Source organism: Candidatus Magnetaquiglobus chichijimensis, assembly GCF_045865675.1.
In the GTDB taxonomy this organism is placed as follows: Bacteria; Pseudomonadota; Magnetococcia; order Magnetococcales; family Magnetaquicoccaceae; genus Magnetaquiglobus; species Magnetaquiglobus chichijimensis.
On sequence record NZ_BAAFGK010000004.1, the window covers coordinates 445,273 to 465,883 of the forward strand.

The following is a 20,611-nucleotide window of genomic DNA, read 5'->3' on the forward strand; positions in this document are numbered from 1 at the left end:
TGAGGCCGTACCGGGAGTATGCCATCCCGACAACCCGAGAACTATTCAACGAGGGGAATCGCCATGCTTGTCGAAGACGTCATGACCCGCAATCTGCGTACCGCCAAAAGAACCGACTCCGTTCGCTCGGTCGCCGTCATCCTCTGCACCAACAAGATCAGCGGCCTGCCGGTGGTCGAGGAAGACAACAAACTGGTGGGGATCATCTCCGAAAAGGATATCCTGAACGGTCTTCTGCCCGGCTATCGCACCTTCCTGCACGATCCGCTCAAACAGCGCGATTTCGAGTCCATGGAAGAGTCCTACGAAGAGATCCTCTCCAAGAAGGTCGAGGATCTCATGACCGCGCGGGTCTTCTCCGTGTCGCCCAAGGATCCGATCCTCATGGCCGCCTCGCAAATGGACCTGCACCGCTTCCGCCGCATCCCGGTGGTCGAGGATGGCGATAAACTGGTGGGCATCGTCAGCCTGGGCGATATCCACAAGGCGATCTTCAAGCGCGAACTCAATCTGTAGCGTTTGCCGAAAACCGCCCGGTTGGCCTTGATCCGGATCGCGGTCCGTGGCGCATGCCCGGTCGCCTGTCCGGATGGCGGATCATGGCGCGTTTGTCATGTCGTGCGTGTCGGACCCTTCCGGTGCGCCCGACAGGTCCGGTCGGTCATCCTCGACCGGCTGGAGTCGTATCGAGAAAAGGAGTTCTGACCCAAGATGCAGCGTATCGTCTTGCTCGCCGGCCCTTCGTGTGTCGGCAAGGCCCCCCTGATCCGCGGCATGCGGATGTTCTACCCGGAATTGATGGGCCGCTTCAAGCAACTGGTGCTCTTCAACGATCGCACCCCCCGTCCCGGCGAGGAGGAGGGGGTCGATTGCTTCTTCCGTCCCCGTGGCGAGATCGAAGCCCTGCGCGGCAAGGACGGCTACATCGTCGCCGACGTGCGCGGCGAGTTGCAGGCACTCGAAATCGCCCAGGTGCAACGCATCTTCGATGCCGGCCAGATCCCCTTTTTCGAAGGCAACCCCTTCCTGCCGGCCCGCCTGCGCGAGGTGGGGTTGCTGGATCAATTCCCAGCGGTTTCGGTTTTTCTCTCCCCGCTCTCGCGGGATGAAATCCTCTATCTCAAATCCCTGCCTCTGGGCGTGGATATGAACAAGTTCATCTCCGAGGTGCAGCGCCGCAAGCTGCTGCATCGCGCCGTCCGCCAGAAGATGCACCTGTCGCTGCGTGACCTGGAGGAGATCGAAAAACGGTGCGCCAGCGCCCTCACCGACATGCGCGAGGCCTGGAAGTTCGATCATGTGATCACCCTGCACGACGGCGAGGGCAACGACAACTGGGATGCCTGTTACTACCCGATCGGCTCGGCCCGCAAGGCGATGCTCGCCTTTGCCTCGGTGTTGCGCGGCGAGGATCCGGTGATGGGCATGGATGATCCGTGGAGCGAGGATCTGCTCGCCTGACGGTTGGCCGGGTTGGGAACAACTGGTATTTGGCCAACGGGCCGCAGAAGAAGGCTTTTTCCATCTGCTCGCCTGACGGTTGGCCGGGTTGGGAACGACAGGGGGCTCCCGCCAACCATGGGACGCCTGAGCCGTTACGATATGGTTTGATATCAAGGGGCGCAAAAGAGCATGGGCAAGGAGATCGAACGCCGTTTTCTGGTCAAGGGCGACGGCTGGCGCGGACTGGGCGAGGGCGTGGATTTTCAGCAGGGGTTTTTGTCCACGGTCAAGGAACGGGTGGTGCGGGTGCGTGTCGCCGGTCCCAAGGCCACCCTCACCATCAAGGGAATCTCCGAGGGGATCTCCCGTCTGGAGTTCGAATACGTCATCCCCAGGGAGGAGGCCCGGTCGATCCTCGACAACCTCTGCGAGCGTCCCTGGATCGAAAAGACCCGCCATCGCATCCCGATCGGGGATGTGGTGTGGGAGGTGGATGAGTTCCGCGGGGCCAACCAGGGGTTGATCATGGCCGAGGTGGAGCTGCACGACGAAAACCAGGTGGTCGATCTGCCCGACTGGATCGGTCGGGAGGTCTCCACCGATGCGCGCTTTTTCAACGCCAATCTGGTGCACACCCCGTTTTCGCTCTGGGGCAGCCCCGATATGTTCGATTGACCCGTTGATCTCGAGGGTGGTGGCATGGCTGTTTATGCCATTGGCGATGTCCATGGGTGTCTGCCGCAGCTTTTGACCCTGCTCGAAGCGGTTCGCTTCCGGCCAGGCAGGGATCGTCTGCTTTTTGTCGGCGACCTCATCAGTCGCGGTCCGGATTCGTTGGGCACCATCCGTTTCGTGCGCGATCAGGGGGAGCGCGCCGTTGCCTTGATGGGCAACCACGAGTTGCGCGCCATCAACGGTCTTCTCGGGTTTCCGGAGAAGGGGTTTTTGAAACATCTCGGGTTCTTGACCACCTGTCCGGAACGGGACGACATTCTGGACTGGATGCGGCAGCGCCCGTTGGTGCATCACGAACCGGAGCTGAACCTGCGCCTGGTGCATGCCGGTTTTCATTCGGGATGGAGCCTGGACCAGGCCATGGACTACGCCTGTCGCCTGGGCGTGATCCTTCGCGATGAGGCGACCCTGCGTGCGTTTCTGGCCCGTTATCCGGCCAATCTCCCCGAAATCGAATCCTCGGACATGGACGAGACCGCCCGGTTGCATTTTGCCATGGCGGTGATGACCCGGTTGCGGATTTGTCAGCCGGATGGCCGGGTGGTCTGGTCGATTCCGGGCGCCTCGGGTGGCGCGGCCTTCAAGCTGGAGCCGGACTCCCCGTATCGTCCCTGGCATGCCCTGCTTGACTGGCCGGGGAGCGAGCGGATCGTTTACGGCCATTGGGCGATCGCGGGATTGAGCCGGAACGGGCGTTTCATCGGGTTGGATTCCGGCTGCGTCTACGGTGGAAAACTCACCGCCATGCGGGTCGATCACCCGGATCTGCCGATCACCCAGGTATCCTGTCCCGCCTATGTCAAGCCGGAGTGACCGGCTTTGAGGTTTGTTCGGCTTCGGCGGCCCACTCTTCCGTCAGGGCCACCTCCGATGCCGATGCATACGCCAGCCATCCTTCCCGCACCAACGCTTCGGCATTCGCCAGCCACGACTCCGGCAGTACTTGCGGATTGGGGCTATCGACGCGCATACTCCCGGAACCATCGGTGTTGGCCTTGAATTCCAAAATCAATCCGGTCGGACGGTGAATGGCGCGTCGTTCCCGAGGCAGGGCAATCCAGTCGTTTTCCAAGAGCGGTTCCTTCAACAATCAAGTCGGGCGTGGGGTGATGGACGATGGAGGCGTTGGACGCGCTGCAATCCTTGAAAAAAGCGGTTGCCGGCATCGATTTCTTTCGCGATTTCACCGATGCCGAAATGGCGCATGTCTATCATAACGGTCATTTCGAGATCTGCAAGGCTGGTGAAACCATCATCCGCGAGGGGAACGTGGATCGAACCATGTTCGTGTTGATCACCGGCGCGGCCAAGGTGATCCGACGGTTTGCGCCGGAGAAGGTGTTGGCCCTGTTGAAACCGGGCACGATCTTTGGCGAGATCGAATTCGTCTCCCGTCAGGTACGTTCCACCAGCGTCATCGCCCTGGAGGAGTCGTTGGTGTTTCAGATCGAGGAGAAGCACTACTCCGATCTTCCTCCGGAGATCCTCGTCAAGATTCAGCAGCAGGCGGTGAAGCTGTTGTTGGAGCGGCTTGAGATGATCAAACTGGCCACGGGTTACGACGGGTAGGCATGCTCCTCGGTGGGGAGAACCGGATTCCAACAGGCGGGGTCCATCAGCAACAGACCGCCTTCGGCGGCCTGTTGCGCACTTTAAGCCGGGGATCGTCGCGGTTCCCGGACCCTTGCGACAGTGGGGGGCTGGATCGCGTCACCCTCTCCCTGCCACCAACGCCTGTCCGAGCGAAACACCGTTGTCGTTGGGCGGAATGCGCCCATGGACGCGCGGGCTTAAACCCGCCCGACGCAACAGGGGTAGCAACAGCGCATTCAGCAGCCGGTTCATGAATACTCCGCCGCTTAAATAAATCGTCCTCTCCCCGGTTGTCGCCGCGCCATGCTCGGCCATGCGACAGGCCGCCTCGGCCACGCCACGATGCAGACCCAGGGCGAGCCGCGCCGGTGGTGCGCCCATGGCCAGCGCGTCGATTCCCCATTTGAAACTTTCCGCCCAATCCACCAACATCAGCCCCTCGGAACGAAGCCTGACGCGATACGGCGCGCTTTCCGTTTCATCCCGCCAGGTGCGCGCCAGGGATTCGAGCCGAATCGCGGCCTGCCCTTCGTGGGTGATCCGCTCCGGGGCCACTCCGAGCAACGCGGCAAAGGCGTCGAACAACCGTCCGGCGGCATGAGACAGGGGGGCGTTCAGTCCGCGCTGGACCTGCTCGGTCCAGATCCCGGCCTCCTCGGGACGGATGCCGAGCGCGGCCAGACGTTCGGGGGACAACTCCGGATGAGCGCTTGCCAGACGTCCGATCAACTGCCGGACCGGTCTGGAGACCGCCTGATCCCCGCCGGGCAGCGGGGCGGGCGCGAAGGTGGCCAGACGTTTGAAATCAACCGGCGTGACGTGCAACAGCTCCGCGCCCCAGGCCAACCCGTCCGTGCCCAGTCCCACCCCATCGAAGACCAGCGCCAGCCCCGCTTCCACCCCGTGTTCGACCATGCAGGCCAGGGCATGGGCGTGGTGATGCTGCACCCGGACCAGAGGAACGGAGAACGCATCGGCCAGCCGCTCCCCCAATCGGCTCGACTGCATGTCCGGATGGAGATCGATGGCGACCACGTCCGGTCGGCGTCCCCACAGGGCCAGCAGCGAACGCAGGGTGGATTCCAGTGCATCGACGCTTCTGGCGGCGCGCAGATCGCCGATGTGGGGCGAGAGCAGGATCCGGTCGTCGAATCCCAGGGCAAAGGTGTTTTTCAGATCCGCGCCCATGGCCAACACGTCGCAACCCAGGGGGGAGGCCAGACGCACGGTGTCGGGCACGAAGCCGCGCGCACGCCGCCAGATTTGTGGCGCGGATTCCAGCGCCACGGCCACCGAGTCGTCGTTGCGGCGGATGATGTCGCGATCGTGCTGCAAGAAGAGATCCGCGACCTCTCCGAGGCGGGTCACGGCTTCGTCGTTGTCGATGCAGAGCGGCTCTCCCGAGGGGTTGCCGCTGGTGGCGACCAGCAGATCGAAGGGCGGGGTGGGATCCTCGGGCAGGGGGTGGAAGAGGAGATGATGCAAGGGGGTGGTGGGCAGCATCACCCCAAGGGTGGCGGTGTCCGGGGAGAGGCGGTCCAGGGGGAGACCGGTGGCCTCGGCGCGGGTATCCAGAATCACGACCGGCTGGCTGGGATGGCGCAGCAGGTCGGCCTCGGCGGGGCTTAGGTGAGCGTATCGTGCGATGATTTCCAGGGAGGCGGCCATCACCGCCAACGGTTTGTCCGGACGGTTCTTGCGGGCCCGCAAACGATCGATGGCCGAGCGGTTGAAGGGATCGACCATGAGTTGATACCCGCCCAGACCGCGCACGGCGAGGATCTTGCCCTCGGCCAGGGCGCGACGCGCGGCGGACAGGGGCGGATCGGGCAGGGGGTGTCCGTGGTCATCGGTCAGGTTGAGGCGCGGACCGCAGCGCGGACAGGCGGTGCTTTCGGCATGAAAGCGGCGGTCGGCGGGGTCGTCATACTCGGCCTGACAGGCCGGACAGAGGGGAAAATGGCGCAGCGAGGTGTTGGCCCGATCATAGGGCAGACGTTCCAGAACGGTATGACGCGGCCCGCAGGCGGTGCAGCTGGTGAAGGGGTAACCGTGACGCCGGTTGGCCGGATCCATGATCTCCGCCAGGCACTCCGGGCAGACCGCCAGATCCGGCGGGATGGAGATGCGCGGCGCGGCGGATGCCTGGCTCGGGCGGATGAGGAACGGTTCGGGCGCGGCGTCGGGATCTGCCGGTTCCTGGGCGAGGAGGTCGATCGAGTCGATGCGCGCCTGGGCGGGGATGCGTTCGGGCAGGGTGGTCAGGAAGGCTTGCAGGGCGGATTCGGCGCCGATCAACGCCAGATGGACCCCGCCGGAGCGGTTTTCCACCCAGCCGCCCAGGTGCGCCGCCGTGGCCAGGCGATGGAGCGCGGGCCGGAATCCAACCCCCTGGACCACGCCGGTGATGAGCAGGTGCCAGCGGACGGGAGTCTCCGGGTCGTTCATCCGTTTTTTTGCACCATTCGTTCGAGATGGTGGATCCAGCCCTCCATCCCGTCTCCGGTCAGGGCGCTCAACTCCAGCACCGAGGCCGCCGGGTTGACCCGGCGCAGGGCATCCAGGCAGACATCGCGCTTCCAGGTCAGGTGCGGGGTCAGATCGGTCTTGGTCACCAGCACCAGCGACGCCTTGACGAACGGCACCGGGTATTTCAACGGTTTGTCCTCGCCCTCGGGGGTGGAGAGCAGCACCACCCGTTCCGACTCGCCCAGATCGAAAGCCGCCGGACAGACCAGGTTGCCGACGTTTTCGATGAACAACAGCCGGGTGGTTGCGTCGATCACCCCCGGCAGGGCCTGACTGACCCGTTCGGCATCCAGATGGCAGGCGTTGACGGTTTCGATCTGTTTGACCCGCGCTCCCAACCCTTGCAACCGTTGGGCGTCGAGATCGGTTTGCAGATCGCCGACGATCACCGCCGTGGGAATGCGACCTTGCAGGCGGCGCAGGGTTTTCTCCAGCAGCAGTGTTTTTCCGGAACCCGGGGATGAAATAAGATTGATGGCGTGGATGCGATAGTGGTGCAGCCAGCGGCGGTTGGCCTCGGCCAGGGCATGGTTGACGGCCAGCAGGTCGTTTTCCACCCGCACGGTACGCGCCGGGGATGGCGGGTGGGTGTGGGTATGGCCATCGTGGGTGTGTTCGCCGTGGAAAGGGTCGCCATGCGCGTGATCCGGATGGGCATGGGGGTGATCATGCTCCGGATGAGGAGGATGGGCGTGATTCAGGGCTTCGGCGCAACCGCAGGTTTCACACATCAGGTCACCTCCAGGGATTCCAATGTCAGGACGTCGCTGCCGGTCAGATGGTGCTCCAGGCCACCACACTGGGGACAGGCGCGCTCTTGGGTCGATTCGCCGGCAAAGATCTTCCGGCAGGTCAGACAGAACCATTGCATGGGTTCGGCCACGATCTCGAGCCGCGCCCCCTCCAGGATCGGGAACTCCCGCGCGGCCATGGGAAAGCAGAAGGTGAGTGACTCTCCATCCACTCCGCTCATCGTCCCCACGCGCACCCGCACCGACACGACGCGTGTCGCGGACTCTCTTTCGGCGATGCGGCGCACCTGATCCACCAGGGAGAGGGCGATGGAGAGTTCATGCATGGCGTGTTCAACAGATCCTGGGCAGAAGTTCGCCGTGGGGCATGTCCAGAAGGGTCACCCCGCCGATGCGGGTCTTGAGCGTCACCCGGTCCGCCGCGCCTTCGGCCCGTCCGATGCGACCGGCGCCGACCCCCTCGGGCAGGGTGCGCCAGGCGGTCAGGATCGGCTCGGCCACCGTTTCGTCCACCACCGCCATGATGCGCCCTTCGCAGGGGGCGTGCAACAGGGAGATGCCCAACAGTTCGGCGATGGTCATGGCCGCGGGCGCGAAGGGCAGGGATGCCTCGTCGATCGCGAAGCCGCAGGCCACGGCAGCCTCGTGCAGCGAGGCGGCGATTCCGCCACGGGTGGGATCGCGCATGAACCGAACGCCGGACGCCCAGGGAAGGATCGCCTCGACCAGCGGAAAGACCGAGGCGGTATCGCTGACCAGCGCGCTCTCCAGAAACAGTTTTTCGCGGGCGGCCAGCACCGCCATGCCGTGATCGCCGAGGGTGCCACTCACCAGAACGACATCGCCGGGGCGGATGAAAGAGGCCGAAAGCGCGAACTCCGGCAACCCGGCGCCGATGCCGGCCATGGCCAGATACATCCCGTCGCACTGCCCGCGTCGCACCACCTTGGTATCTCCGGTGACGATCGACACGCCGGCCTGGCGCGTCGCCGCGCGGATGGCGTCGAGCACCCGGCGCAGGGTGGACAAGGGCAGTCCCTCCTCCAGGATCATCCCCAGGCTCAGGTAGAGCGGGCGACCGCCGCTCACCGCCAGGTCGTTGAGGGTGCCGCGCACCGCCAGATCGCCGATGCAGCCGCCGGGGAAGAAGAGCGGCTGAACCACGAAGCTGTCGGTGGTGAAGCGGAGCGCCGTGCCATCCATCGCCAGGGTGGCGGCATCCGGCAGCCCTTGCAACGCCTCGCGACCGAAGCGCGGCACGATCTCCCGGTCGATCAACTCCCGCGACAGACGCCCGCCGCCGCCGTGGGCCAGCAGCACGCGCCGTTCGTCATCCATGGTTGTCCTCCGTTTGGCCGGGCGGGTCGTAATGGAACCAGGCCGCGCAGCTCCCCTCGGAGCTGACCATGCAGGGACCGATGGGGTGATCCGGATGGCAGCCGCGTCGGAACAGCCGGCACTCGGGCGGGGTGATCTTTCCCTTGAGCACCTCTCCGCACTGGCAATCCGGATGGATTCTGCCCGGTTGCACCACCCGATCGAAGCGCGCCTCGGCGTCGAAGGTCCGGAATTCGGGTCGCAACGCCAGACCGCTGTGCGGAATCACCCCGATGCCGCGCCAATCCACATCCGCCGGGGTCAGATGGCGATCCATGAGACGCTGGATTTTCAGGTTGCCTTCCGGACGGACCACGCGCTGGTATTGGTTCTCCACGCGGGACTCTCCGGTCACCAGCTGGTTCAGGATCCCTTCGATGGCCAGCAGGATGTCCAGGGGTTCGAATCCGGCCACCACGCAGGGGATGCGGTGGGTTTCGGCCACAAAGCGGTAGGCATCCGCGCCGATGATGGCGCTGACATGACCGGGACACAAAAAGGCATCGATGCGGATTTCGGGATCCGCGATCAGGGCGGTCAAGGCGGGCGGAACGCACTTGAAGGCGGTCAACAGGGAGAGGTTTTCGACGCCGGCGCGCAGCGCCAGATCGAGCATGGCGATGATCGGCGCGGCGGTGGTTTCGAAGCCGATGGCCAGAAAGACCACCTGGCGATCCGGTGACGCCTGGGCGCGTTTCAACGCCTCCATGGGGGAGTAGCAGACGTGGACCTCCCCGCCGCGCGCCCGCGTCTCGGCCAGATTGAGCCGCGAACCCGGCACGCGGAGCAGATCCCCGAAGGTGACGATGACCGCCCCCTGTTCGGCCAATGCCTGCGCGGCATCAATGTAACCGGGACCGGTGACGCAGACCGGACAGCCCGGTCCGCTGGTCAGGATGACGTTGGCGGGGAGCAGATGACGCAAGCCGGATCGGGCGATGGCCATGGTATGGGTGCCGCATACCTCCATGATGCGCACGGTGCGTCCGTCGCTGGCCAGGCGCGCGGCCAAATCCTGGATGGCTTGGCTGAGCCGGCGCGCCGCGCCCGCCAGGGTGGGATCGCTCAATCCCTTCATGGCGCAGCAGGCTCCAGACCCGAGCCCCCCCCTTGTTGTTCGTCCCACAGCCGGGCCATCTCCCGGAACAGGGCGATCCGCTCCAGGGCATCCGCCTCTTTCAGGATCTCGATGGCGAAACCGGCATGCACGATCACATAATCGCCAACCTGGGGTTCATCCACCAGCGTCAGCCCGACCAGACGCCGCACCCCGTCGATTTCGACGATGCCGAATCCATCCTCCTGGATGGCGCTTACCTGCATGGGAATGGCCAGACACATTTTTTTGTCAACCAGACGTGGAAGGTGTAGGGGGGGCGGACATCACGAGGCTCTCCTTGCTGGGGATCAAGCGTCCAGCCAAGTCCGGGTGGTGATGAAGTGGCTGATCCAGGCTGGCCAACAGCGCATCATGACAAACTGCCGTGGCCATGCGTATCCATTGACAACGTGGACGCCTCGGATTGGACACAGGTTGACCGTGGCGGTGGAGAATTTAAGGTCAAAAACGGTGCGCAGAGAGAAACAATCGCTGCAACGATTGAAAAAATAAGCTATTCTTGCTCCCTGGTCAATCCTCTTCAACCAACCGGTCATCGTGTCGCGGGGTTTGGATCATGTCGTTGCGTTTTTTTTGTCAATTCTGGCTTGTGTTTGGGCTGCTCTTGAGTGGTTCGTTGGCCTGGGCCGGGGATGATGCGCGTCTGGCGCGCCTGCTGGAGGCCGAGAATCTGCAAGGGTGCGTGGTGGTGCTGAATCTGGCCGATCACACCCGCATCCACTCCAACGAGGCCGCGTGTGGCCAACGCCACCTGCCGGCCTCGACCTTCAAGATTCCCAACGCCCTCATCGCCCTGGAGATCGGCGTGACCAGCGAAACGGAGATTTTTCCCTGGGACCGCAAGCCGCGCCATCTGCCGACCTGGGAGAAGGATCTGAACCTCCAGGAGGCGATGGCGGTGTCGGCGGTGCCGGTTTACCAGGAGATCGCCCGGCGCATCGGGTCGGAGCGCATGGCCGAGTGGTTGACCCGGATCGACTACGGCAATCGTGAAATCGGCTCCCAGGTGGATCGTTTCTGGCTGGATGGCCCGCTGAAGATCTCCCCCATCGAGCAGGTCGCGTTTCTCGGGCGCGTGGCGTCGGGTCAGGCGCCCTTCTCGGATCAGACCCGCGCCGCCTTGAAACGGCTGCTGCCCACCGAGAGTTTCGGCGCGGCGCGCTTGCTGGGCAAGACCGGCTTCGCTCCCGAAAAGGGGGAGATGCACGGCTGGTATGTGGGGTGGGTGGAGCGGGATGGCAAACCTGTCTGGGCCGTGGCCGTGCATCTGTTCTTGCTCGCCCGCGAGCAACTCCCCTTGCGACAGTCGATGGGCCGTGAGGCGCTGCGCATCGTCGGGGCGATCGATCCATGAGAGACCACCCGATCCGTTGGTGAGGCGACGATTCCCATGAAAATCCGCGTTGCCCTGACCGGGGCGAGAGGCTGGATCGGAGCCGGCCTGGCGCCCATGCTTGAGGCGCACGGGGCCGATCCGCTGGTTCTGGATGGCGACATGCGCACGCCGGAGAGCTTCGACGCGGCGTTCGATGTGCTGATCCATCTGGCCTCGGCCAGCCGGGAGGCCTTCCTGGCCGATCCCGAGGCCTCCGTCGCCATGCACCGGGCCGGGATCGGCAACGCCCTGCATGCCGCAGCGCGCAACCGGGCGCGGCTGGTCTTCATCTCCACTTCAGGCGTCTACGCTCGGGATGCGACGGGGGTTCTGGATGAGGAGTCCGGCAGGATCGATCCGCCCCATCCGTATGGTCAATGCAAATGGCAGGAGGAGCTTTCGTGTCGCGCCTGGTCCGACACGCATGGGGTTCCGGTGCGGATCTTGCGGCTGTTCAATGTCTACGGACCCGGCCAGTCGGAGCGGTTTTTGATCGGCTATCTGGTCCGACAGGCCATGAATGGCGCGACCATCCGGCTGCTGACCCCCCAGGCGCGTCGGGATTTCGTCCATCTGGCGGATGTGCGTCGGGCGATCCTTCTGGCGGCGCTCACCCCTTTGGCGGGGGTCGAGATCTGCAATGTCGGATCGGGTGTGGCGCGTTCGGTTCTGGATGTGGTTGCCGCGCTGCAAAAACGGCTCGCCACCCCCTTGCAGATCGTTCAACCGGAGTCGATCGTTCCCGCGACCGATCAGGCCATCGCCGCCATCGACCGCATCCGACAGGCGTTGGGCTGGTCGCCGGCGATCACCCTGGAGCAGGGGATCGCCGGTTGCCTGGAAGAACACGCTTCAGATCCGGCACAACCGGCATAGCCGGGAGTCGCGATCCTTGAACTGGGCCAGATACTCCCGATACCAGGCGATGGTACGGGTGAGCCCGTCGTTGAAGGAGACCCGAGGGCTCCAGCCGAGCCGTTCGCGGGCCCGGTCGTTGCTCGCGCTCATGCGCCAGATCTCCGTGGGACGGTTGGGCAGGGCGCCGATCTCGAGTTTGGAGGTCGAGCCGGTTTCGGCGTGGATGCGGGTGATCAGATCGCGGATGGCGATCTCTTCGCCGGAGCCCAGATTGATCACCTGACCGATGGCGGCCTCTTTTTCTGCGGCCAGCACGAAACCATCGACCAGATTCTCCACGAAGTTGAACTCACGGGTCTGCCGTCCCTCGGTGGAACGGACCGTCCGGCCCAACAGACAGGCCTCGATCATCTCCGGAATCACCGCCCGCACCGTCTGATAGGGGCCAAAGGCGTTGAACGGACGCAACACCACGATCGGCTGATCCATCCGCTCCATCTTCATGCGGCAGTAAAGCTCACCGGCGAACTTTCCCACCGAATAGGGCGAGACCGGATGGGGTTCCATGCTCTCCGCGAAGATCGGTTCGGTCTGATGGCCGTAGACTTCGGAGGTGGAGATGTAAATGAACCGCTCGAAATTCTCGCAACTCTCCAGCACATTGGCGGTTCCCTTGGCGTTGACGTCCAACACCTCGTTGAACTTGCCGAAGCTGCCCCCCACATGGTTGTATGCCGCAGCGTGATAGACCACCTGGGGCGCGAAGGCGCGGATGGCGCGCAGGGCATCCAGATCGCGGATGTCCGCCTCGATCACATGCACGTCATCCCAGACATCGGCGATGCGCACGTTGTCGATGACGCTCCCATAGCGGACCAGCACGGCCACTTCCGCCCCCATGGCCACCAGTCGGCGGGTCAGATGGGAGAAGATGAAACCCGATCCGCCGGTGATCAGGACGCGTTGCCGAGAAAGAGAGGTCATGTCTGCTCCGGAAAGGTGTAGTAGAGTCCAAGATCCCGTTCGGCCCGCTGCCATTCGCCCTCGGTGTTGAAGGTGATTTGCAGGCCGTCATGCACGAACGCGGAGAGAAGTTGCCGTTGCGTCAGGTGCTGCACGAACGCCACGAAGCCGGATCCGTCCGGTTGGGCCAGCATGGTCGCGTCCATCAGGTCGAAGGCCGACCGTTCCATGATCATGCAGCCGATGTAGTGGTTCTGGATGGGTTTTTCCACGAAGGAGAGCACCCGCTGGCGCGCGTCGAAGGTCACCACGCCAAACGGGTTCTGGATGGGCGCGGTGACCAGGGTGGCCAGGGCGCCGCTTTGGCGGTGATGATCCAGAAGTCGCTGGGGATCCAGGTTGATGAAGGTATCCCCGTAGACCACCAGGAGCCGTTCGCGGGTGATGTCGCGCACCGCCAGCAGACGGGCGAGCATGCTGGCCGATTCCCCGGCATCCGAAAAGCGGATGGAGTCGGCATCGGCGCGCTGGTCGAAGTGCTGTCGGATCCGCTCGGCCAGGTAACCCACGCACAGGGTGAAGCGGGTCATTCCGTGGCGGCGGTGGAACTGGATGATGTGGTCGAGCATCGGTTGACCATGCACCGGCACCAGCGCCTTGGGGACGTGATCGGTCATGGGACGCAGCCGGACCCCCCGACCTCCGCACAGGATCACCACCTCCAGGGCGTTATCGGCGTGTTCCAGACTCATGCGGGCCTCTCTTCGGGGGCTTCCCGGGGGGTCGAGCGTTCGCGGAGGATGTAGGTGGGTCGTTGTTTCACCTCGTCGTACACCTTGCCCAGATACTCACCCAACAGTCCGATGCCGATCAGTTGCACTCCGCCCAGAAAGAAGATCCCGACCGACAGCGTGGGGTAGCCGGCCACGGTGGGGATGTCCATGAACTGTTTGTACCAGGTGATCAGCAGATTGTAGGCCGCATAGCCCAGAGCCAGCAGGGATACCCCGGAGCCGATCAGGGTGAACAGACGCAGCGGCAGGATGGAAAAGGAGAAAATGCCGTTGATGGCGAAGTTGACCAGATCCTTGAAGCGGTATTTGGAGTTGCCGGCGTGGCGTCGTTCCACCTGGAACTCCAGCCCGATCTGACGAAAGCCGATCCACTGGGCCAGACCACGCAGGAAGCGGGTTCTCTCCGGCAGGGCGAGCATGGCGTCGAGGGCGGCGCGGTTCATGAGGCGGAAATCGGACTGTCCGACGGTGATGTTCAACCCCGACAGACGGCTCATGAGACGATAGAAGAGGATGTTGGTCTGCTTGCGCAAAAAGGAGATCGAACGGTCATCGCGTTTGAGGGTGTAAACCACGTCGAAGCCGAGCCGCCACTGGGCGATCATGGAGGGGATGAACTCGGGCGGATGCTGGAGATCGCCATCCAGGGAGACCACGACCTCGCCACGGGCATGCTCCAGACCGGCGACCAGCCCCCCCTGGTGACCGAAGTTGCGCGAGAGGGTCAGGTAGGTGACGCACGGATCGAGGCTGGCCAGTTGTTTCAGGATGGCGAGGGTGTGATCGCGGCTGCCGTTGTCCACCAGGATCAATTCGTGGCGGAGATCCAGAGGCGACAAGGCGGCTTTCAAGCGCTGATAGAGGGGCTCGATGTTCTGCTCTTCGTTGTAGAGCGGCACAACGATCGAAAGCAGGGGCGGGGAGACGGATGCGGTCATGTCGGATGGATGTGTCATGCCTTGGAAAACGTTCTCTTTAGGATTTCATGCCATTATCGCGCTTGCGCCGCCGTCAGTATAGCCGGCTCTTCCCGGTCAGTGCAATCGCATTCCTGAATCGGGGCGCGATCCCAAGGGGAAGTGGCGCGCGGAAGGGTCAATCCAGGGTGTCCGGAAGGTCGAGGCGCAACTCCGGACCCGGTTCGCGGGCGTTGATTTCGGCCAGCAGCGCGGGCAACCGTTCCAGGGCGCGGGTTTCGGCCAGGAAGTCATACTGGCCGTGCTGGGGATCGAGCCGGATGCGTTTGGGGAGGGCTTCGGGGTAGGCGGGATGAAAGATGATCTCCACGGTCAGGTTGTCGTTTCCTTGCCGTTTGAGTGCGATCAGCCAGCTTTCGACCACCTGTTCATTCATGTGTCCGCTGTGCAGCAGGCCCAGAAAGCGGTCCGTGACCCGAGCCGGCGGGGTGGCGTAGTGTCGGCGGCATGACCGGGCACAGGCCGAGATCGCCAGGGCGATCGGCACCCTGCCGGGTGGCAGCGCGCCCGGCCAGGAGAGGGAGAGGCTTTCGATGGGGAGGCGGAAAGCGGAGACCCCGAACTCCAGGCAGACCGAGCGGATGATGGGTGCCAGGGTGGGCCAGACATGCAGGTGGGCATGACTGTCCACATGGCCGATGGATAGCCCCAGGTCGCGCAGTCGCCCCATCTGGGCCCGGATTTCACGGGCGACCTGTTCCGGATCGATCTGGCCGAGCAGCAGGGCGCGGATCAATCCCCATCGGGGCATCAACCGTCCTGCGTCGGTGACCAGGGTGGGGATGTGTTCGGGTGGGGAAACCGGGGGCTCTTCGATCAGGCAGAGATGGGCGCCGAGCCTGGAGCGGTATGCGGGTGCGATTTGCGCCAGCCCCGCTTCGAGCGCCTCGCCGGTGGCCATGGCCGAGGCGCGACAGAGCGCGTCCTTCTCGAACAGGTCGTGCATGGCCTGGTTCATGCTGGTGGTCAGGCCGTAGTCGTCGGCGGTGGTGATGATTTTGATCATGGATTTTGGTGATGTACCCAAATGGCCATCAGAACTTCTCCTCCGCGCCATCCGACGCCTGTGGACCACCTTTCAACGGACGCAACTCCCGTTGCGTTGCGGGCTTTTCAGCCAGACATTCAATTTTGCGAGCCCCTGACGGACATCTTTCCGGTCGGCGACGCTTCTTTTACCGTGGAACTCCCAAAGGGAGGGCCATGGTACGGGGGGTGAGGGGGGCTCCCCCCCATCATGCAAGTTAGTCTGAAACAATGCCGCCGTTGCCATGGAACGGTTGAATGCGAGACATTCTGGGTTGGTCCAGCGTGAATCGCAAGGGACAGTTCAGTCGTGCCCTTGACAAAATCCATGCCACACCTCGCCGGATCTCATGAAATCCCTACATTTTTGGGTTGTCGTGCTGAATACGAATCCGTGCATGGATTGCCGGATATGAAGGATGGCCTGTTTGAGCCTGGTCGAGGCTGGAAGACGGGTAGTGTCCGCTAATCCACGAACGGCTTTAAGCCAAGGTGGAAAAGGGGGTGAGGAGATAGGCCCTCTGCGACGCTCATTCGGGCCGCGAGGTCGAACTCGTGTGCCCGGCAGGGCGACTTGACGCCTTGGCTGAATGGTTGTGGGACAATCGTGGTTGGGCGTTGGAATTTTCTTGACCCCGAGGGCAAGAACCGATCTAATGGGCTTGCGTCGAAATTTCGTGGGGGTGAAACGGCTTCGACGGGGCAATGAAAGGATCGGGAGGCGACTCGGCATGGTTCCGCCGTAATGGACCACAGCGTTTAGACGCCAACGACGAGCATTACGCTCCAGCTCTCGCCGCGGCTTAACCCGCGCGAGGCGGGGTCTGGATCCAGACCTGGCAACAGAAAACCGTAAGGTGGATCACCCCGGAAATGCGAAGGCCGGTTTAAATCCAGGGTCGCCCAGTACTCCGAGGCAACGGAGGTCCCAAGGTCAGCCGGTCTGTAACGGCCAAGGGTCATTCATGACCGGCAGATGGTCGTAATTCCTCAGGTCTAAGTAACGGTTTCGGACGCGGGTTCAACTCCCGCCACCTCCACCATAAAGTCATTAAGAGGTTTTCTCGAAACAACCGCCCAACCCCAGGGCGGTTTTTTCATTTCAAAAAAGTCCAATATTTCCAAGAGATAGAGAAGGTGGTTCGGAAACGAATTTGATAGAGAGCCGGACTCACGGGAGTTGGAATCTCTATTTTCTTCTCTCCTTGGCCGGAATTCTCCAAAAGGACTGGACTTGCCATGGGTGAGTCCGGCTTGACCGGATTTGCTTGTTATCAATAAATTTTAATGTATTACATGGTTTCCTAATCTTTGACTCGTTCGACACCAAAGATGGTTCCCTCTCAATCGATCATCTGGGTAAACTCGGGTCTGGTTTGATGTTGGATTGTCGATTTGGCAGCTTTCTTTTGCGTTTTGTGAAAGAATGCAGAGTTGAATAATGGTCGGCTTGCGAGGTTAAAAGTCCTCCGCGATTCAGGATAGGGGCGCGTTCGCAACCTGGTGGTCTATTGGGACGCAACGCAACCAGAAACATAATCGTGCGACCGGTCCAGACTTAGACGGAAGATCTCCCCATGCTCGATCCCGAATTCTTTGAACCCGTCACAGACGCCCGTGGTCGTACCATGCTGGCCCTGAAGAACACCGTGCCCCAGCGGCTGCTGCACCAAGCGGGGCTGGTGATGGACGGTGCGCCGGAAAAGGATGGTTTGGTCGCCGCTACCCAATTGCCGATCACCGTTTTGCGCGAGGTCAAGGAGCGCTGCATCTACACTGCTGGGTTTGCCACCGTGGAAGAGGGGGTGGAGTTTCCTTCTCCTGTGCAACTGGTGAGTATTCCGTGTCGTTCGGCTTCGGGGGATGGCCGCTGCATGCGGCTGGACAATGAACAACGATGCACTCTGTTCGGGTTCTTTTCCTCGGTGGAGAGCCCGACGCGGCAGCGGGTGCATCTGATCATAGCCCCCATTCTGCCTGGTTTGGGGGTGTCGATGGTCGGACGCGCCCTGCTGGTAGAACAACGGGAGCGTTATCTGCACTCCCTTCGGCACTGGGAGTTGATGCTTACGCCAGTGAACCTGGCCTTGGACGCCACGATTCGTGGAATGCGCTTCTGGATGAATCTATGGTTTGGAAAATCATGAAACATAAAAGGGTTTAGTATTTTATAATATATCTAATGATATTAACAAGGTGCGTGGATGGCATGGCAGAGGGCAGATGGTGAGTTGCGTCCCATCAATACCCCGCGAACATGCTTTGCCACAGGAAGCAAAGCGCGATACGGTGCGACTGGTTGGCCAGGGTTCCGCACCCTGCGCCATCACTTTTTTTCCAGGAGCAATGGGCTGGCCTGGAACGTCACCATCTCGCGTGCCGTGATCTCGATGGGTTCCCCGTTCGGATTCCGTCCTGGCCGGGAACGTTTGCTGCTCACGGAAAAGACGCCAAAGCCCGGATTGAGTCCGTAAACTGCTGTAAATTTGTAACCGTTCACCCCAGTACCGAGCGACGCCATACCTTGACAGGATGATTGTTGACAGTCAGATTCTCACCCATGAATGCTATCATGGGATTGAACAACACGGATCTACTTGCAGAGAATCAACGACTGCGAGAAGAGAACCGGGCTCTTCGGGAGGAGAATCTGCTTTTTGCGCGAGGAAAACCAGTCCCTTCGGGAACTGGTTGCTCGGCAGCAGGAGCAGATTGCTGAGCTGGTCAAACGGGTCGCCACGTTGGAAGAGCGATTGCAAAAGAATTCCAGCAATTCCTCCAAACCGCCGTCTCAGGATCCGCCTTCCGTGAAGCGTCCCAAGAAACCGGCAACTTGATTCTTTCCGTGGCGCAAGCCTTGTGGACGTTTATTCGAATTCCTGGCGTGGAACCGACCAATAATGCCGAGGAACGGGCGGTAAGGCATGGGGTGCTCTGGCGCAAAGGAAGCTTCGGCTCGGACAGCTTGGCAGGCAGTCGATTTGCCGAACGGATCATGACGGTATCGGCCACCTGTCGCCAACAGAACCGCCATGTCATGGCATTTTTGATTAAGGCTGTAGAGGCTCGCCTGCAGGACAAACCAGCACCCTCACTGCTTCCATCCCAGGAAGTCGAAGTCATTCAGCCCGCTTAAAGCGCGTTACTGACCTGAACGGTTACAAAGTTTTTTTGCAGGGGACTCATTCATGGTTTCCGACCGCATCACCAAGGAGAATACAATGTCCGAATCAGCCGATAAATCTGAACCGATCAAAGCCGCCATGACAAAAGCCCATGAGGCATGGGCGACATGTCGAACCGCCCACATTCGCAATCCGACACCGGAAACCGCCTCCGCCTTGGACGGGGCGTATGACGATATGTACGATGCTGAGGATGCCTGGAAGGGGCACCAAAAAATCAAGTAACCGTTCACCCCAGTATCGGTTGGTGTCACACCTTGACAGAATGATTATTGACAGTCAGGTTTCTTCCCATGAACGACATCATGGGATTGGACATCACAGCTCTACTTGAAGAGAACCAGCATCTGTCTGGGCGATTGAGTCCGTAAACTGCTGTAAATTTTTGGGCGGATAGCCCGGCTTCGGCCCGGTAGCATGACGTTATTGAAATGTTGATCAACTCAAGGATTGGTCACCAGGAAATCTGGGGACATCGAAATCTGGGGACACCATACCTGTTTCCCTTATAAATCTGGGGACACCATACCTGTTTCCCTTATCGCCATAATTTGATATAATGAACTCATCGAAATCCGGGGACACCCTGCCGATTAAATTTATAGCCATTGAAGAGCCTGTTGCCGAATGGCTCGACAAGGCCACAAATCGGTCGTCTAGCCTCAACCTGTCTTCATCAGGCTGTTTTTCCCCACTGATGGCGGGAATTCCGCTCTCAGTGAAGCCATTTTCCCCCTTTTCGTCCCATCAGGACGCATTTCGAGTGCAGTTTCTTTAGATTATGCGTGGCAGAGTGCAGATTCCACTCTCCATTGCACAGTTCCAGTCCCCGCAAGCGGAACTCATCCGCTCCCTGGGTTTCTTTCATCTGGCCGAAAACCGGTTCCACTGTCTGGCCGCGCTTTTTGTACAGCTCCTTGCCTCGCTTGGTCAAAAGTTTGCGCTCCATCTTCTCTCGGGCCGACAACCCTTTGGGAACCCGGCATCTCGCACGCACAGTCGTTCCAATTTCCGGCTCGACGTGTAGCCATGGCTGTAACCGTAGATCAGCACCGCCAGCATCATCCCAGGAGACATCGCCGGAGCACCCACACCTCCGACTTGATATCGTGCTTTGAAGCGACTCAGGTCCATCCCCTCCACGACATCCAGAATCAGGTGCGCAATATCATCTTCAAAGCACCCACTCCAGCATGTCCACCGGCAACAGGTGTATCTGACGCCTGTCCGGCTCACGAAAAAATCCCGCCATCTCTGCCTCCTGCTCCTACGGGTATCGATGACGGCATTCTACCAGATTTCAGACGGTTTGACCCGATTCTGCGACAGGCTCCTCTGCGACGCTCATTCGGGCCGCGAGGTCGAATTCGTGTGCCCGGCAGGGCGACTTGACGCCTTGGCTGAATGGTTGTGGGACAATCGTGGTTGGGCGTTGGAATTTTCTTGACCCTGAGGGCAAGAACCGATTTAATGGGTTTGCGTCGAAATTTCGTGGGGGTGAAACGGCTTCGACGGGGCAATGAAAGGATCGGGAGGCGACTCGGCATGGTTCCGCCGTAATGGACCACAGCGTTTAGACGCCAACGACGAGCATTACGCTCCAGCTCTCGCCGCGGCTTAACCCGCGCGAGGCGGGGTCTGGATCCAGACCTGGCAACAGAAAACCGTAAGGTGGATCACCCCGGAAATGCGAAGGCCGGTTTAAATCCAGGGTCGCCCAGTACTCCGAGGCAACGGAGGTCCCAAGGTCAGCCGGTCTGTAACGGCCAAGGGTCATTCATGACCGGCAGATGGTCGTAATTCCTCAGGTCTAAGTAACGGTTTCGGACGCGGGTTCAACTCCCGCCACCTCCACCATTTATTTTCAACAGTGTTTTCTCCGCA

24 protein-coding genes, 2 other RNA genes and 1 pseudogene are annotated in these 20,611 nt (G+C 61.6%); 13 read left to right on the forward strand and 14 right to left on the reverse strand.

Translation table 11 applies throughout. The annotated features are described in order from the left end of the window. The first annotated feature begins 63 nt into the window (after nucleotides 1-63). The 4 genes from ACOY6C_RS06310 to ACOY6C_RS06325 all read left to right on the forward strand — a co-directional run bounded on the left by ACOY6C_RS06310 (nucleotide 64) and on the right by ACOY6C_RS06325 (nucleotide 2,991). A complete protein-coding gene (locus tag ACOY6C_RS06310; protein ID WP_420904643.1) occupies nucleotides 64-516 on the forward strand; it encodes a CBS domain-containing protein in 453 nt (150 codons plus the stop codon). A 195-nt stretch (nucleotides 517-711) separates the two neighbouring features. After that, nucleotides 712-1,461, forward strand: coding sequence for a hypothetical protein (locus ACOY6C_RS06315; protein ID WP_420904644.1), 750 nt, complete (start codon nucleotides 712-714; stop codon nucleotides 1,459-1,461). 171 nt (nucleotides 1,462-1,632) lie between these two features. Then, the gene (locus tag ACOY6C_RS06320; protein WP_420904645.1) at nucleotides 1,633-2,118 is read left to right on the forward strand and encodes a CYTH domain-containing protein; all 486 of its coding nucleotides are present in this window, start codon (nucleotides 1,633-1,635) and stop codon (nucleotides 2,116-2,118) included. Between the two features lie 24 nt (nucleotides 2,119-2,142). After that, nucleotides 2,143-2,991 (forward strand): symmetrical bis(5'-nucleosyl)-tetraphosphatase, encoded by an 849-nt coding sequence (locus ACOY6C_RS06325; protein WP_420904646.1) that lies wholly within the window; start codon nucleotides 2,143-2,145, stop codon nucleotides 2,989-2,991. Here ACOY6C_RS06325 and ACOY6C_RS06330 read toward each other — a convergent pair. Beyond that, a complete protein-coding gene (locus tag ACOY6C_RS06330; RefSeq protein ID WP_420904647.1) occupies nucleotides 2,978-3,250 on the reverse strand; it encodes a hypothetical protein in 273 nt (90 codons plus the stop codon). The two genes, ACOY6C_RS06325 and ACOY6C_RS06330, sit on opposite strands and share 14 nt — an antisense overlap. Nucleotides 3,251-3,294: 44 nt before the next feature. On the opposite strand from ACOY6C_RS06330, the gene ACOY6C_RS06335 reads away from it, so the two are divergent. Beyond that, complete coding sequence (locus tag ACOY6C_RS06335; protein WP_420904648.1) at nucleotides 3,295-3,747, forward strand: cyclic nucleotide-binding domain-containing protein; 453 nt, start codon at nucleotides 3,295-3,297, stop codon at nucleotides 3,745-3,747. A 141-nt stretch (nucleotides 3,748-3,888) separates the two neighbouring features. On the opposite strand, the gene hypF is transcribed toward ACOY6C_RS06335, so the two are convergent. From hypF to ACOY6C_RS06365, 6 genes are read right to left on the reverse strand one after another with little or no spacing between them, the layout of a single operon-like run. Next, nucleotides 3,889-6,219, reverse strand: a complete 2,331-nt coding sequence (gene hypF / locus ACOY6C_RS06340; protein WP_420904649.1) for a carbamoyltransferase HypF — start codon at nucleotides 6,217-6,219, stop codon at nucleotides 3,889-3,891. After that, nucleotides 6,216-7,031 (reverse strand): hydrogenase nickel incorporation protein HypB, encoded by an 816-nt coding sequence (hypB, locus tag ACOY6C_RS06345; RefSeq protein WP_420904650.1) that lies wholly within the window; start codon nucleotides 7,029-7,031, stop codon nucleotides 6,216-6,218. The genes hypF and hypB overlap by 4 nt, the downstream gene beginning before the upstream one ends. Next, a complete protein-coding gene (locus tag ACOY6C_RS06350) occupies nucleotides 7,031-7,378 on the reverse strand; it encodes a hydrogenase maturation nickel metallochaperone HypA (protein ID WP_420904651.1) in 348 nt (115 codons plus the stop codon). The genes hypB and ACOY6C_RS06350 overlap by 1 nt, the downstream gene beginning before the upstream one ends. A 7-nt stretch (nucleotides 7,379-7,385) precedes the next feature. After that, nucleotides 7,386-8,390, reverse strand: a complete 1,005-nt coding sequence (gene hypE, locus ACOY6C_RS06355) for a hydrogenase expression/formation protein HypE (protein WP_420904652.1) — start codon at nucleotides 8,388-8,390, stop codon at nucleotides 7,386-7,388. Further along, a complete protein-coding gene (gene hypD, locus ACOY6C_RS06360; protein ID WP_420904653.1) occupies nucleotides 8,383-9,507 on the reverse strand; it encodes a hydrogenase formation protein HypD in 1,125 nt (374 codons plus the stop codon). Before hypD ends, hypE begins: the two co-directional genes overlap by 8 nt. Then, nucleotides 9,504-9,770: a HypC/HybG/HupF family hydrogenase formation chaperone gene (locus ACOY6C_RS06365; protein WP_420904654.1), complete on the reverse strand. Its 267-nt coding sequence runs from the start codon at nucleotides 9,768-9,770 to the stop codon at nucleotides 9,504-9,506. The genes hypD and ACOY6C_RS06365 overlap by 4 nt, the downstream gene beginning before the upstream one ends. A gap of 335 nt (nucleotides 9,771-10,105) precedes the next feature. Here ACOY6C_RS06365 and ACOY6C_RS06370 point away from each other — a divergent pair, with 335 nt between their 5' ends. Together ACOY6C_RS06370 and ACOY6C_RS06375 are read left to right on the forward strand one after the other, a co-directional pair. Then, nucleotides 10,106-10,903 carry a penicillin-binding transpeptidase domain-containing protein gene (locus ACOY6C_RS06370; protein WP_420904655.1) on the forward strand — a complete coding sequence of 266 codons (798 nt, stop codon included), beginning with the start codon at nucleotides 10,106-10,108 and terminating at the stop codon, nucleotides 10,901-10,903. 36 nt (nucleotides 10,904-10,939) lie between these two features. Further along, nucleotides 10,940-11,800: an NAD-dependent epimerase/dehydratase family protein gene (locus tag ACOY6C_RS06375; protein WP_420904656.1), complete on the forward strand. Its 861-nt coding sequence runs from the start codon at nucleotides 10,940-10,942 to the stop codon at nucleotides 11,798-11,800. Here the strand turns inward: ACOY6C_RS06375 and ACOY6C_RS06380 are convergent. The 4 genes from ACOY6C_RS06380 to ACOY6C_RS06395 form a co-directional block, all read right to left on the reverse strand. Then, nucleotides 11,777-12,766, reverse strand: a complete 990-nt coding sequence (locus tag ACOY6C_RS06380) for an NAD-dependent epimerase/dehydratase family protein (RefSeq protein ID WP_420904657.1) — start codon at nucleotides 12,764-12,766, stop codon at nucleotides 11,777-11,779. The two genes, ACOY6C_RS06375 and ACOY6C_RS06380, sit on opposite strands and share 24 nt — an antisense overlap. Further along, nucleotides 12,763-13,497 carry a nucleotidyltransferase family protein gene (locus ACOY6C_RS06385; RefSeq protein ID WP_420904658.1) on the reverse strand — a complete coding sequence of 245 codons (735 nt, stop codon included), beginning with the start codon at nucleotides 13,495-13,497 and terminating at the stop codon, nucleotides 12,763-12,765. The genes ACOY6C_RS06380 and ACOY6C_RS06385 overlap by 4 nt, the downstream gene beginning before the upstream one ends. After that, complete coding sequence (locus tag ACOY6C_RS06390) at nucleotides 13,494-14,495, reverse strand: glycosyltransferase family 2 protein (protein WP_420904659.1); 1,002 nt, start codon at nucleotides 14,493-14,495, stop codon at nucleotides 13,494-13,496. The genes ACOY6C_RS06385 and ACOY6C_RS06390 overlap by 4 nt, the downstream gene beginning before the upstream one ends. A 139-nt stretch (nucleotides 14,496-14,634) precedes the next feature. After that, nucleotides 14,635-15,522 (reverse strand): carbohydrate deacetylase, encoded by an 888-nt coding sequence (locus ACOY6C_RS06395; RefSeq protein WP_420904660.1) that lies wholly within the window; start codon nucleotides 15,520-15,522, stop codon nucleotides 14,635-14,637. A gap of 699 nt (nucleotides 15,523-16,221) precedes the next feature. Here ACOY6C_RS06395 and ssrA (ACOY6C_RS06400) point away from each other — a divergent pair. Together ssrA (ACOY6C_RS06400) and ACOY6C_RS06405 are read left to right on the forward strand one after the other, a co-directional pair. Next, nucleotides 16,222-16,585, forward strand: a transfer-messenger RNA (tmRNA) gene (gene ssrA, locus ACOY6C_RS06400). A 534-nt stretch (nucleotides 16,586-17,119) separates the two neighbouring features. Continuing rightward, nucleotides 17,120-17,689: a hypothetical protein gene (locus tag ACOY6C_RS06405; RefSeq protein WP_420904661.1), complete on the forward strand. Its 570-nt coding sequence runs from the start codon at nucleotides 17,120-17,122 to the stop codon at nucleotides 17,687-17,689. A 179-nt stretch (nucleotides 17,690-17,868) separates the two neighbouring features. Here the strand turns inward: ACOY6C_RS06405 and ACOY6C_RS06410 are convergent, their stop codons facing one another. Continuing rightward, nucleotides 17,869-18,063, reverse strand: a complete 195-nt coding sequence (locus ACOY6C_RS06410) for an HU family DNA-binding protein (protein WP_420904662.1) — start codon at nucleotides 18,061-18,063, stop codon at nucleotides 17,869-17,871. Between the two features lie 127 nt (nucleotides 18,064-18,190). Between ACOY6C_RS06410 and ACOY6C_RS06415 the strand changes: the two genes are divergently transcribed. The 3 genes from ACOY6C_RS06415 to ACOY6C_RS06425 are packed head-to-tail and all read left to right on the forward strand — an operon-like array spanning nucleotide 18,191 to nucleotide 18,952. Next, nucleotides 18,191-18,379 (forward strand): DUF6444 domain-containing protein, encoded by a 189-nt coding sequence (locus ACOY6C_RS06415; RefSeq protein WP_420906091.1) that lies wholly within the window; start codon nucleotides 18,191-18,193, stop codon nucleotides 18,377-18,379. After that, complete coding sequence (locus ACOY6C_RS06420) at nucleotides 18,295-18,678, forward strand: hypothetical protein (protein ID WP_420906092.1); 384 nt, start codon at nucleotides 18,295-18,297, stop codon at nucleotides 18,676-18,678. The genes ACOY6C_RS06415 and ACOY6C_RS06420 overlap by 85 nt, the downstream gene beginning before the upstream one ends. 52 nt (nucleotides 18,679-18,730) lie before the next feature. After that, nucleotides 18,731-18,952 carry a hypothetical protein gene (locus tag ACOY6C_RS06425; protein ID WP_420904663.1) on the forward strand — a complete coding sequence of 74 codons (222 nt, stop codon included), beginning with the start codon at nucleotides 18,731-18,733 and terminating at the stop codon, nucleotides 18,950-18,952. Between the two features lie 490 nt (nucleotides 18,953-19,442). Here ACOY6C_RS06425 and ACOY6C_RS06430 read toward each other — a convergent pair. Both ACOY6C_RS06430 and ACOY6C_RS06435 read right to left on the reverse strand, forming a co-directional pair. Then, nucleotides 19,443-19,715: pseudogene (locus ACOY6C_RS06430) on the reverse strand (transposase); the annotation flags it as partial. Then, entirely contained in the window at nucleotides 19,658-19,861 is a 204-nt protein-coding gene (locus ACOY6C_RS06435; RefSeq protein ID WP_420904664.1) for a transposase, read from the reverse strand. The gene ACOY6C_RS06435 and the pseudogene ACOY6C_RS06430, both read right to left, overlap by 58 nt. A gap of 359 nt (nucleotides 19,862-20,220) precedes the next feature. Between ACOY6C_RS06435 and ssrA (ACOY6C_RS06440) the strand changes: the two genes are divergently transcribed. Further along, nucleotides 20,221-20,584: a transfer-messenger RNA gene (gene ssrA / locus ACOY6C_RS06440) on the forward strand. The last annotated feature ends 27 nt before the right edge of the window (nucleotides 20,585-20,611 follow it).

What these genes read in the sequence shown, in the direction of transcription:
- ACOY6C_RS06310 (WP_420904643.1), top strand. Translation starts at nt 64, where the DNA reads ATGCTTGTCGAAGACGTCATGACCCGCAATCTGCGTACCGCCAAAAGA.
- ACOY6C_RS06315 (WP_420904644.1), top strand. Translation starts at nt 712, where the DNA reads ATGCAGCGTATCGTCTTGCTCGCCGGCCCTTCGTGTGTCGGCAAGGCC.
- ACOY6C_RS06320 (WP_420904645.1), top strand. Translation starts at nt 1,633, where the DNA reads ATGGGCAAGGAGATCGAACGCCGTTTTCTGGTCAAGGGCGACGGCTGG.
- ACOY6C_RS06325 (WP_420904646.1), top strand. Translation starts at nt 2,143, where the DNA reads ATGGCTGTTTATGCCATTGGCGATGTCCATGGGTGTCTGCCGCAGCTT.
- ACOY6C_RS06335 (WP_420904648.1), top strand. Translation starts at nt 3,295, where the DNA reads ATGGAGGCGTTGGACGCGCTGCAATCCTTGAAAAAAGCGGTTGCCGGC.
- hypF (WP_420904649.1), bottom strand. Translation starts at nt 6,219, where the DNA reads ATGAACGACCCGGAGACTCCCGTCCGCTGGCACCTGCTCATCACCGGC.
- hypB (WP_420904650.1), bottom strand. Translation starts at nt 7,031, where the DNA reads ATGTGTGAAACCTGCGGTTGCGCCGAAGCCCTGAATCACGCCCATCCT.
- ACOY6C_RS06350 (WP_420904651.1), bottom strand. Translation starts at nt 7,378, where the DNA reads ATGCATGAACTCTCCATCGCCCTCTCCCTGGTGGATCAGGTGCGCCGC.
- hypE (WP_420904652.1), bottom strand. Translation starts at nt 8,390, where the DNA reads ATGGATGACGAACGGCGCGTGCTGCTGGCCCACGGCGGCGGCGGGCGT.
- hypD (WP_420904653.1), bottom strand. Translation starts at nt 9,507, where the DNA reads ATGAAGGGATTGAGCGATCCCACCCTGGCGGGCGCGGCGCGCCGGCTC.
- ACOY6C_RS06365 (WP_420904654.1), bottom strand. Translation starts at nt 9,770, where the DNA reads ATGTGTCTGGCCATTCCCATGCAGGTAAGCGCCATCCAGGAGGATGGA.
- ACOY6C_RS06370 (WP_420904655.1), top strand. Translation starts at nt 10,106, where the DNA reads ATGTCGTTGCGTTTTTTTTGTCAATTCTGGCTTGTGTTTGGGCTGCTC.
- ACOY6C_RS06375 (WP_420904656.1), top strand. Translation starts at nt 10,940, where the DNA reads ATGAAAATCCGCGTTGCCCTGACCGGGGCGAGAGGCTGGATCGGAGCC.
- ACOY6C_RS06380 (WP_420904657.1), bottom strand. Translation starts at nt 12,766, where the DNA reads ATGACCTCTCTTTCTCGGCAACGCGTCCTGATCACCGGCGGATCGGGT.
- ACOY6C_RS06385 (WP_420904658.1), bottom strand. Translation starts at nt 13,497, where the DNA reads ATGAGTCTGGAACACGCCGATAACGCCCTGGAGGTGGTGATCCTGTGC.
- ACOY6C_RS06390 (WP_420904659.1), bottom strand. Translation starts at nt 14,495, where the DNA reads ATGACACATCCATCCGACATGACCGCATCCGTCTCCCCGCCCCTGCTT.
- ACOY6C_RS06395 (WP_420904660.1), bottom strand. Translation starts at nt 15,522, where the DNA reads ATGATCAAAATCATCACCACCGCCGACGACTACGGCCTGACCACCAGC.
- ACOY6C_RS06405 (WP_420904661.1), top strand. Translation starts at nt 17,120, where the DNA reads ATGCTCGATCCCGAATTCTTTGAACCCGTCACAGACGCCCGTGGTCGT.
- ACOY6C_RS06410 (WP_420904662.1), bottom strand. Translation starts at nt 18,063, where the DNA reads ATGGCGTCGCTCGGTACTGGGGTGAACGGTTACAAATTTACAGCAGTT.
- ACOY6C_RS06425 (WP_420904663.1), top strand. Translation starts at nt 18,731, where the DNA reads ATGGTTTCCGACCGCATCACCAAGGAGAATACAATGTCCGAATCAGCC.
- ACOY6C_RS06435 (WP_420904664.1), bottom strand. Translation starts at nt 19,861, where the DNA reads ATGGACCTGAGTCGCTTCAAAGCACGATATCAAGTCGGAGGTGTGGGT.